We start from the raw sequence: 11,277 nt of genomic DNA, 5'->3' as shown, positions 1-11,277 counted from the left end.
TTACCAGTCATGTCTGCAGGGACTGTTCCCTCCCTGTCACCCGTCACCTCAAAGAGTGAAGCAGGGGTCGTCAAATCGTGAAGATGTTGTAGGATCCACGCACTGCCAGGGGTGGGGACCTCTTCGATGGCGGTGCTGAGGGATGTTCTCTTGGTGGGGGCTTGGCAGTGGCAAGAGGCAAGACATCGCTCCGGGGCGCGTCCACACTGGTCGGCGACAGATGGCAGAGGCTGCCTGAGTGGGCGGCGTGGTTCTCGGAGGTCGGGTATTGGGCGGCAGGCCTGCACAAGGACAGCTCAAACGCGATAGTGGCGCTGTCCGTTCCGACGCGTGACTACCTCGCGGTGCTGCTGACCTATGGGGTTGTGAACCGGGCGTCCCAGGCGGAAGTGGCCCCTGCGGAGTCGGAGCAGAACTTCGAGCAGGCCGAATGCCTGCCTGTCGGCAACTGCGTTCGAGTCATCCCGGTCAAGGGTCCCGGGCAGGGGCGGCGCGTGTACACGGGAGTGTTCGGCGGGGCGATTCAGAACCATCATGGGCGGGTCTACGAACTCGCAGGCAGCAAGAGTCCTGGTCGGCGTCCTGGACCGATTTCGTGGTTTCCGGCAGACGACTACCGGCTCCAACTGCTTCGCTGGCCAGACCTGCCGGAGGACTACAGGGGTAGCAACCGTTTCAGCGAAGAGCTTGCAATACCCGTCGGCGCGGAGAAGCTGTTGGCCGGACAGATGGCCGACTTCTACGGACGCTGCTCGCTGCACAGCGTTGTGGTAGGGGTAAGGAACACGGTCCTGGCTGAGGCCCAGCTCGTCATCGGGGCAGCCGGAGGACCGGCATTGCCCCTGCAGGAGCTCCTGCGTCTGCGCGCAGTCCGCTCGCCTGGATCCCACTATCGCAGTGTGGTGCTGTCGAGCCGGGGTGACCCGGATAAGTACCGCGATGCGGTGCGATCCTGCCAGCCGGCTGTGGCAGTGCTCGATGGCGCGGCAACGGTTCGGCGGTGGCTTGGAGCCGGCCTCGCGGGCGTGACGGTGGCTGTGGTCGAGCGCACCAGCCCGTCAGCACTGGCCGCTGCGGACGGGCTCTACGAAAACCGATGGCGCAGCATGGCCGACGTCGACGTGCCCAGAGACCTCGGCAGCCGTATTCCTCCGGGAGTTGAACTGCTGGCATGGAAGAGCAGGGGGGCGGCACGATGAGTTTGTGGGAGGTAGACAAGGTCTACCAGCATGCGGGCTGCGCTATCGAGGAGCAGCCTGTACACCACTCAGGAGTGCACTCGTTCATGCGGGTGGCTTCCCAGTTTCTGCGTGCAGTAGGGGAGTTGGAAAGCTCTGACCTGTGGAGGCAGGCTTGCGTCGAGATCCGGCGGGTCCGGTGGCTCCTCGGTACCGTGCCGGTGCCCCTCAATAGCTTGCAGCTCAAGCTTCAGGAGACGGCGCACAGTTTGGCGGGAATTAGCGCTCGTCTGCGGCAGGCTGCGGATGCCGACCTGGTGCGCCAGCTGTCTGCCGTCGCGCAGGCCTTGACTCGCCTGGGAGCGGACTCCTCCAATCCCCTAATGGCCGGGGTTATGGCGTTCCTGTCGTCTGGCCGCAAGGGCACGCCGCTTGTAGTGGTGACCAACCGGTTCTACCAGGACGCCGTTGTCCGCGCGTTCGGCGTGATCCACTATCCAGTGGAGATTGGCCTGGTCAGTGACCTGTTGGGGGCTGAGGTGTATGACTCGGCCGCGGTCGTGGGACCGGTCGGCTGGCTTCCGCCGGGTGTGCTGAATGCTCCCCGGGCGGCGAGGCTTGGACTGGTCCACTATGACTTCTACCGTGAGCCGCTGGACGTACAGCCGCTGTTCGACGAGGGACCTGTGCTGCGCGGCACCATGCCAACGCGCGTACGCCGCCGCGACACGAGGACAGTCGGAGCACCGTCCGAGCTCACGGGTGATAGGACGCCTGAGACGGCAGAGTCCCTGCTGACGGATCTCGATGTCGCTTCCCTAGCGCAGGATGCTGTCGCAGGACTGCCCATTGAAGCTCTGCGGGACGGTACTTCAGGCGGTCACGAGGGGGTGGAGGCCCGTGCGGCTCTGCTCGCCGACGGCTCGTATGTCCTGCTGCCCGTGGAATCCAGCGTTCACAAGATCCTGTTGGTTGAGTCGGGTCCCGATGATGAGCCCTCTGTCGAGGCCGTCGACGGGGCCTCGATTTCGGTCGGCGACTACGTCGTACTTCGCGGTAGCTCCTACTATCAGAGCCTGATCGAGCGGGCCGACGTCGTCTTGGGCGACGACGCACCCATGCTGCGGGCGCTACAACAGGGGTGGAAAACGCAGCTGTGCGATCGTATTGCCCATCACCCAGATGGTCGTCGGGGTGTTGCGAAGGACTTGGTGGCGCGCGGCGCGGTGACCACCAACCTGGACTACTGGACGAGCTCTTGGTGCATCAGAACGCGGCGTAGAGATGACTTCGCTGTTGTCATGGCCTACCTGGGCCGCCGGGGGGAGGCACAGGACGTCTGGGCTGCCCTCGGCCGAATCGACCATGCGCACCGCAGTGCCGGGCGGGGTTACGCCGAGGCTGTGCAGCGTGCTGTCTCCGGGGATTTGTGGCAGCGGCTCTGGGTGGACCGCTGGTGCGAGATCCCCTTGGACGATACGGACTCGGGCGCGCGGGTGGCTCTGGTCGACGCCGTTCTCCCCGGACAGCTGTGCGTTCCCCCGCATTATCTCTGTCGGCTCCGCACTTCGGAGGTGTCCTGATGGCGCGCATGATTCCGTCGGCCTTCGATCCGGAAGTCACCCCAAGTCCCGGGGAGAAAGAGGTATTCCAGCGGCTCCGCGATGACCCTGGCACGGAAGGTTGGGTGGTGCTGCATTCGCTGGGGATCGCCAACCACCCGCGGCAGATCCAGGGTGAGGCTGATTTCGTCATTATCGTGCCCGGGAAGGGAATCCTACTCCTGGAGGTGAAGGCCCATCTGCAGGTCAGGCGCCTCCCGAGTGGCGAGTGGCGGCTGGGCAGACAGCCACCAACCCTGAGGAGCCCATTCCAACAGGCCGATGAGGCCATGCATGCGGTCAAGGAAAAGCTCATAGGCCACGGCGGTGGGCTGGGAGCCGTGCCGATGACCTCCGCGGTGTTGTTCACACACAGCCGGTTCGCGGTGTCAGGCCCCATGGAGTGGCACTCATGGCAGGCCATCGACACAGTGGCCCTGCACAGCCGTCCCGTTTCTGCTCTGATCATCGGGGGACTGGACGCCCACCGCGCGCACCTCGCCTCGACTCCCACAGCAGGCTGGTTCAACCCGGCATCCGCCGCTCCCGACGCCGGCCAGACCGACCGGATCCTGGAGGCGCTGCGGCCCTCATTCGAGTTTGCCGAACCTCCCAAGCTGCGGCGGCAGCGGATGGAGCGGGAGACCCAGACCTTCACGAAGCAGCAGTACGAGGTGCTTGACATGATCGCCGCCAACCGGCGGTGCCTGGTCCGCGGCGCCGCAGGAACAGGCAAGACTTTCGTTGCCGTGGAAGCGGCGCGGCGGTTCGCCGGAAGTGGTCTGAGGGTCTTGCTGTGCTGTTTCAACCGGCAGCTGGGCCGCTGGCTCAAAGAAGAGACCGCCGGGGTGGAGGGGATCACGGCTGCTCACCTGCACTCCTACATGGCGGGACTGGTTCCCGCTGCACGCCCTGCGGCAAGCGGAGACGACGGGTTCTTCACCGAGGAGCTTCCCGACCTCGCTCTGGAAGCCCTGTTGGAGCGCGACGGCCCGCCGTTCGATGTGCTGGTCATCGACGAGGCACAGGACCTGATGCGCGAGTCCTACCTCAACGTCCTCGACTCCTCCTTGCGCGGAGGTTTGTCTAGCGGTCAGTGGTTGGCCTTCGGTGACTTCACGCGCCAGGCCCTTTATGACTCCGGCGGTGAAGGAATGGAAGCCCTCCACGGGCGGACAGCGGGCGAGCCAGCGGTATTCATACTGCGTCACAACTGCAGGAGCGTCCCCGACATCACCTTCTACGTGGAAGCGACGTCCGACCTCGACCCGGGCTACGCCGGAACGCTGCGGCCCTCCAACGACCGGACCGCAGAGCACCTGTGGTGGACGGACAGTAAGGAACAGCAGCGGCTACTGGCGGACAGGCTCACCCAGCTCACTCGCGAAGGGTTCCGGCCCGAGGACATCGTCGTCCTGTCACCGCTGCGTAATGACCAGAGCGCGGCCGGCAGCTGCCAGGACCCCCGTTGGCGGAACCGGCTCGTGCCCTTCGGCTCCCCGCGGCCGGGAGCGGTGCGGTACGGGACAGTGCACGCGTTCAAGGGCCTGGATTCCCCAGCGGTCATCCTCACTGATATCGCCTCCTTCGGGTCGGCGCGTGAACAGACGCTCTTCTATGTGGGCGCCTCCCGCGCCAGGGACGAACTCACGGTGCTGATGTCCCAGAACGCACGCCCCGGCTTCCGCCAGCAGGTCTTCAAGGAGAAGGCAGCATGACCATCAGCGACCACCTCGGTCCGCGTGAGGACGTTATCGACGCCCTGAGGGCCGAGCTACTTGGCCCTGCGCCAGCCGGCAAGTCCCTCGACCGGGAACAGTTCGGCAACTGGGAGGAAGCCCGCGGCCCATGGGTGGACCCCGGGTCCGGAGAGGAGATCCTCGACCGGGCCCCGCTGGTGCGGTACGGCGTCGGCGTCCTGTACCCCGCCGAGGGCACTGATCAGCCCGCGGACGAGGATCGCACGGTCGTCGCCGGTCTCGTGGACGGTGAGCTCGACGGAAAAGTCTTCGAGGGCCTGCAGGAAGCTGCGCAGCGCACGGTCGGCGCGCCGCCTGAGGACGACGACTTCGACCTCGCCGGCGCGAACGACCGACGTCCCAGCACCATGGGCCTGTCGTTCATGCTGGCGGGCGGGAGCGGTACGGCTCTCCGCATCGTCTTCACAGGAGGCCGCTACCGGCGCCAGAACGTGCTTGTGGCGGGCGAAGCGCGGCGGTGGTGGGTACGCAGCCCCGTTACGGCGGTCTGGAAGCTGTCTGCGGACGAGATCGCCACGGCCAATCGCGTCCTGCGGAAGCCGCAGCCGGACGCGGACGACTCGCGCGGCATTGACGGGCTGGACCTGGAGCTGATCGTCAACGTGCGCAGCCACGAGGACGGCAGGCTGATCACAGTCGCCCTCGTCAACCGGACGGTCCCCGGAACCCAGCCACTCGATGCTGTGAGCCTGTTCCAGGCCGAGATGACCGTCGAGCCGCAGGGCGGATGGCTCGCCCCCTACCCGGAGGCTGCCGAAGCCGAGAGGCACCCGGACGACGCCTCGTTCAATCTGCTCTACCGGGAAGCACGGACCTTTGCCGTGGGGCATGGCTGTGCTGCGGACTGGGCCGACCCCGCAGGGGGCCGGGCCGCCTGGGCCAAGGCCGACCCTCTGCCTTGGTACGAGGCACCCAGCATCACCCCCGACATCCGGCAGAACGGCAGCCCGCTCACTGTCTCTATGGAGCAGCTCTCTGGGGACAGCCCTGGCGGTCCTGAGCGCCTGGAGCAGGTTGTCGGCGCGTACGCGGAGTGGATTGAGGGACTCGAAGAGAAGGCTGCCGGCCTCGACGAGCGGTTCCGGCCGACCGCCGCGCAGCACATAGAAGGCTGCCGCAAGGCTCTGGGCCGGATGCGAGAAGGGCTCGAACTGGTCCGTGACGCCCGGAGCGACCTGGGCCGTGCCTTCCGGATGGCAAACCGTGCCATGCTGCGCCAGCAGCTACGCTCCGGGGCCGATCTGCGTCCGACGCAGTCCGTCGACGGGCGGTTCCAGGTGGAGGGGCTCCAGCCGGATGAGAACGAGGCCCGCCGCAAGGGCAAGGGGAACTGGCGTGCCTTCCAGATCGCGTTCCTCCTGGCCGCCGTCCCCTCAAGTGCCGATCCCCTCCATGGCGACCGTGAGGTTGTTGACCTCATCTACTTCCCCACCGGCGGTGGCAAGACTGAGGCCTACCTCGGACTGTCTGCCTTCACGATGCTGCTCCGTCGTCTGCGCAATCCCAGTGACACGAGTGTCACCGTCCTCATGCGCTATACGCTGCGTCTGCTGACCGCTCAGCAATTCCTGCGCGCCGCCGCTCTCGTCTGCGCGCTTGAGGAGCTGCGCGCAGACACGCCAGACCTCGGAACGGTCCCCTTCTCGATCGGGATCTGGGTGGGTGGCGAGACCACTCCCAACCGACGCGCGGATGCGAAATCAGCACTTGGCAGGCTCCACCGCGGAGAGCAGGAGAACCCGTTCCTGCTGCTGCGCTGTCCCTGGTGCTCAGCTCAGATGGGCCCCGTCCCCAGCCAGGAGGAAGACACCGCGCCCGCGCAGCGCCGCCGTAGGACCGGTCGGCGCACCGGAGCAGCGGCCCGTACACCCGTAGCCGGGTACACGGAGTACCGCGGAACCGTGCGCTTCATCTGCCCGGACAATGAGTGCCGCTTCTCCACGGAAGATTCGCCACTGCCCGTCTACGTGGTTGACGATGACCTCTACGAGCACCGGCCGACACTCGTGATCGGAACGGTGGACAAGTTCGCCCTTGTTGCCTGGCGGCCCAAAGCACGGGCCTTGTTCGGCTTCGGAGCCGACGGCCTCGGCTCGGACGGCTCCCGGGCCTACTCGCCCCCCTCCCTGATCATCCAGGACGAGCTGCACCTCATCGCCGGCCCGCTCGGCTCCCTCACGGGCCTCTACGAGGGCGTCATCGAAGAACTGTGCACCGACCGGCGAGACGGCACGCGCATTCTCCCCAAGATCGTCGCCTCCACCGCGACGATCCGGCGGCACGAGGAGCAGGTCAAGGCCCTTTACGGCCGTGATCAGGTACACCTTTTCCCGCCGCACGGCATCGACGCCTCCGACTCCTTCTTCGCCGTCTACGACCGGGATCCGGAGACCGGCACACTCAAGCCGGGGCGGCGCTACATCGGCGTGCACGCTCCTGCCCTCGGCTCCATGCAGACCACACAAGTCCGCACGTTCGCCGCCCTGCTCCAGGCCGCCAAGGACCTTCCCGAAGGCCTCCGCGATCCCTGGTGGACGCTGCTCGCCTTCTTCAACAGCCTCCGTGAGCTCGGTAACTCGCTGTCGCTCATGCAGTCCGACATCCCCGACTACCTGAGGACCATCAACAACCGCTCAGAGACGGACCGCACCGGGATGCGCTACCTCAACTGGGTCGAGGAGATGACCAGCCGCCTCCGGCAGGACCAGATCCCCGAAGCCATCCAGAAGCTCGAGCGGCAGCTCACGGACGAACAGCGGGCCGTAGACGCCTGCCTGGCCTCCAGCCTGATTGAGGTCGGCATCGACATCCCCCGTCTCTCACTCATGGCCGTTGTCGGCCAGCCCAAGAGCACCTCTCAGTACATCCAGGTCACCGGTCGCGTAGGACGACGCATTCCCGGACTGGTCGTCACCCTGTACGGGGCCGGTAAACCCCGAGACCGCAGCCACTTCGAGCGCTTCCGCAGCTACCACGAACGCCTGTACGCGCAGGTCGAACCGACCAGCTCCACCCCGTTCGCCCCGCCCGCCCTGGACCGGGCCCTGCGCGCAGTCGCGGTTGCCTACATCCGGCAGACCGGACCGGAGGCGCTTGAGCCTCAGCCGTTCCCCGCCGAGGGCTGGGAAGCTGCCAGAAAGCTTCTCCTCGACCGGGTCGACTTCTGCGACTCCGAAGAAGCCGACCGCACAGCCGACATCCTGGACAGGATGCGCAAGGAGTGGGAGGCGTGGCAGCCCGGGCACTGGGGCGACTTCGGGCCCATGGTCAGCAGCGACCAGCTCCTGCGCCCCCTTGGCCAGTACGCGGACGAGCAGGCCCAGAGTATGACCTGGGCGATCCCCTCCTCCATGCGCGGCGTCGACGCCGAGTGCCAGATCGAAGTCACCTCGGAGTACGCGATCCAGGAAGGACAGTCATGATCCGCGGCAAGGTCCGGCGCTCCCAGATGGTCGCCCCGTTTGGCCCCGGGGCCATGCACGTGCTGTCCGACGGGACGTCAGTCATCACGGCAGGCCTCGACCACTGGTTTCCGCGTGGAGACGACCGCAACCAGGAAGAGTTCCGTATCCACGAGTGGCGCCTGGAACAGCATCTCGGTATCGACGCGCTCTACTCTCCTCCGGACTACCGCACCCGTTCGGAGGATGGGGTCAACACCGGTCTTACCGTCCCGGTCCTCCGATTCCCCACCTGGGGCTTCTGCCCGCGCTGCCGCAAGCTGGCCAAGGACCGGCTCCACCAGGAGAACCGCCCGGCCTGCAAGGAGCATGAGTCCTCCGGCCGCAATCCCTTCTTTGCCCAAGTGCCCTTCGTCGCAATCTGTGAGCGAGGGCACCTCCAGGACTTCCCCTGGTTCGAATGGACGCATAAGTCAGCGACGCCCTCCTGCCGGGGGCACAGCCTCTCACTGCGGTCCTCCGGCGGCGGCACTCTGGCCTCCCAACGGGTGTCCTGTTCCTGCAACGCGACCCGCAGCCTGGAAGGCATCACATCAACAAGGAGTAGTGCCGAGAGCGGCCCTTCCACGTTCCTCTCGGAAGAGCTCGAGCCGGGCGGGCCAGCGTACCTGTGCCGCGGCGGGGCGCCCTGGCTAGGGATCGACCGCGAAGGGGAGCCGTGCGGGAGTCCTCTCCGCGGCAGCCTGCGCGGCGCCGCGAACGTCTACTACTCGCTCCTGAAGAGTTCCATATTCGTGCCAGAGATGGCCGCGTCGACCGCCGATCCAAAGGTGCTCGCTGTCCTCCAGGACGGGGCGATCGTACAGGCCCGGCAGAGGGCAGCAGTCTTCCTTGACAAGGGAGAGGCTTTGCCTGCCCACATGCTCCGGAAAGCGGCCCAGGGGAACGCCTTCCTCCTCGACGACTTCAGCGACGAGGAGATCGCCCGCGCACTGGCCGTGCTGCAACGGTCCGAATCCGGAGCCTCAGAGACAGAGGAGCCCGGCTCCGCGCAGGACCCAGCTCCATTCCGCGCCACCGAGTACCAGACGCTGCGCGGTGCGATCGAGTCTGAGGAACTGGTTGTACGCGAGCCCCGCGGACAGTACGCGCCCAGCATTGCCTCCGCCTTCGCCCGCGTGAGGCTTGTAGAAAAGCTCCGCGAGACTCGGGTGCTATGGGGTTTCAACCGCGTTTTCGCGGAGTCCCCTTATGATGACGCGTCCCGCAAGGCACTGCTGCGCCGCACACCTGCCCGCCCGGGTGGCAACTGGCTTCCCGCATACGCTGTCAGCGGCGAGGGCATATACCTGGAACTCGACACGGCGTCTCTGGGCGCGTGGGAGGAGCGTCGGGGAGTTCTGGCGCAGGCTGAACTACTCACACAACGCTTCTCGGACCTAGCCGAACAGCGCGGCCTGACCAAGCGAGAGTTGTCGCCGCGCTTCATCCTCCTGCACACACTGGCGCACCTGCTCATCAACGAGCTCACCTACGAGTGCGGCTACAGCTCGGCCTCACTCAGGGAGCGCCTCTACGTGAGCCCCGGCCCGGACGGCATGGCCGGCATACTCATCTACACCGCCGCCGGGGACTCCGAGGGCACCTTGGGCGGCCTGGTTCGAATGGGCGAGCCCGGCCGACTGGAGGGAGTGCTGGAGAACGCCCTGGCTCACGCTGCGTGGTGCTCCTCGGACCCGGTGTGCATCGAGAGCAAGGGCCAAGGTCCCGGGTCCTGCAACCTTGCCGCCTGTCACGGCTGCGCGCTGCTTCCTGAGACGGCGTGCGAGGAGTACAATCGCTTCCTTGACCGTGCCTTGGTGGTCGGTGGGCTCGGGAAGAGCGAGCTCGGATTCTTCGCTAGGAACTGAGAGCAGGTCGATGGTGTGCGCGAGCATCCCGCTCACGCACACCACCTCCAGGTCAGTGGGCTGGAGGCTGGTCACGCGGCCGGGATCGCCTAGAGACGCGATTCTGCGGATTCACCTGCGCTGACCTGGAGTTGCTCCGTAGGTTCTGGAGTCGTGTATGTGAAGACGGCGAAGCGGGAGAACAAGTCCGGCACGGTCCGGTACCTGCACCTGGCCCACAACGAGTGGGATCCGGTGAAGGGCCGGGCGGTCCCGAGGGTCCTGTTCACGTTCGGCCGTGAGGACGACCTCGACCGGGACGCGGTGAAGCGCCTGGTCGCGTCTCTATCGCGGCTGCTGGAACCGGGCGAGGCACTGGCGTCGACCGCGGCGGGTGACTTGGAGTTCGTCTCGTCGGTCCCGTTCGGCGGCACCTACGTCCTCGATCATCTCTGGCGGCGGCTGAGGATCGACAGGATCGTCGGGCAGGTCGGGCAGCCCAAACGGGGCCGACGCCGGGACGTGTCGGTGACCGAGCGGGTGCTGTTCTCCATGGTCGCGAACCGGGCCCTGGCCCCGTCGTCGAAGCTGGCCGCCGCGGACTGGGTCACGCACGACGTGCATGTCGACGGCCTGCCGGCCACCGACGACGACGCCTGCTACCGGGCGATGGACTGGCTCCACGAAGTCCAGGACGACCTGGAGAAACGGGTGTTCGACGAGGTCGCGAACCTTCTCAACCTCGAGGTCGACCTGCTGTTCTTCGACACCACCGCGCCTACTTCGAACTGGAGGAGCCTGACGAGCCGGCCGCCCGCGACGACAAGGGCCGCCTACTGACCGCCGCCGACGATGCCCCACCGCCCCGGACGGCAGCGGCGACGCCCCTGACCAGGCCGGATTCAGAACCTTCGGGAAGTCGAAGGACTCCCGCGACGACCTGCCGCAGATCGTGATCGGCATGGCCGTCACCCGGGACGGGATCCCGGTCCGCGTCTGGTCCTGGCCCGGCAACACCGGTGACCAGAAGCTGATCCGGCAGGTCAAGGACGACATACGGGACTGGACCCTGAGCAAGATCGTGCGGGTCACCGACCGGGGATTCTCCAGCGAACGCAACCGCCGCTACCTCCGCCAGGGCGAGAACGCCTACATCGTCGGCGAGAAACTCCGCTCAGGCAGCCCGGAGGTGAAGGCCGCCCTGTCCCGCCAGGGCCGCTACGGCGAGATCGCCCAGAACATGCGGGTCAAGGAGGTGCGGATCTCCGACACTGAACGGTTCGTGATCGACATCCGCGCGGCTCGCGAACACGGCATCGTCGACGCCCTCGCCGAGGCAGACATCCCGTGCTGGGCCGACAAGGGATACCGAGGCGCCGGCGGCACCGTCCGCACCCCGTGCTGGGGACGACGATGGGACACCCTCTCCGCAGGCCAGCAGGCGGTCG

Annotated in this window: 5 protein-coding genes and 2 pseudogenes; all 7 read left to right on the top strand. The window is 66.6% G+C overall.

What is annotated here, in order from left to right:
- Positions 1 to 167 precede the first annotated feature (167 nt).
- On the top strand, positions 168 to 1,199 hold the full coding sequence (locus AC3ET3_RS35335; RefSeq protein WP_435613663.1) for a hypothetical protein: 1,032 nt from the start codon (positions 168 to 170) through the stop codon (positions 1,197 to 1,199).
- On the top strand, positions 1,172 to 2,761 hold the full coding sequence (locus AC3ET3_RS35330) for a DISARM anti-phage system protein DrmE domain-containing protein (protein ID WP_435613662.1): 1,590 nt from the start codon (positions 1,172 to 1,174) through the stop codon (positions 2,759 to 2,761). Before AC3ET3_RS35335 ends, AC3ET3_RS35330 begins: the two co-directional genes overlap by 28 nt.
- A complete protein-coding gene (locus AC3ET3_RS35325; protein ID WP_435613661.1) occupies positions 2,761 to 4,497 on the top strand; it encodes a nuclease-related domain-containing DEAD/DEAH box helicase in 1,737 nt (578 codons plus the stop codon). The genes AC3ET3_RS35330 and AC3ET3_RS35325 overlap by 1 nt, the downstream gene beginning before the upstream one ends.
- Positions 4,494 to 7,961 carry a helicase-related protein gene (locus AC3ET3_RS35320; RefSeq protein ID WP_435613660.1) on the top strand — a complete coding sequence of 1,156 codons (3,468 nt, stop codon included), beginning with the start codon at positions 4,494 to 4,496 and terminating at the stop codon, positions 7,959 to 7,961. Before AC3ET3_RS35325 ends, AC3ET3_RS35320 begins: the two co-directional genes overlap by 4 nt.
- A complete protein-coding gene (gene drmB, locus AC3ET3_RS35315; RefSeq protein ID WP_435613659.1) occupies positions 7,958 to 9,850 on the top strand; it encodes a DrmB family protein in 1,893 nt (630 codons plus the stop codon). The genes AC3ET3_RS35320 and drmB overlap by 4 nt, the downstream gene beginning before the upstream one ends.
- Positions 9,851 to 10,003: 153 nt before the next feature.
- A pseudogene (locus tag AC3ET3_RS35310) lies at positions 10,004 to 11,117 on the top strand (IS1634 family transposase); the annotation flags it as partial.
- Positions 11,112 to 11,277: pseudogene (locus tag AC3ET3_RS35305) on the top strand (IS5/IS1182 family transposase); the annotation flags it as partial. The pseudogenes AC3ET3_RS35310 and AC3ET3_RS35305, both read left to right, overlap by 6 nt.

The organism is Streptomyces sp. bgisy159, assembly GCF_057707805.1.
This window is presented reverse-complemented; position numbering and strand designations above follow the sequence as displayed.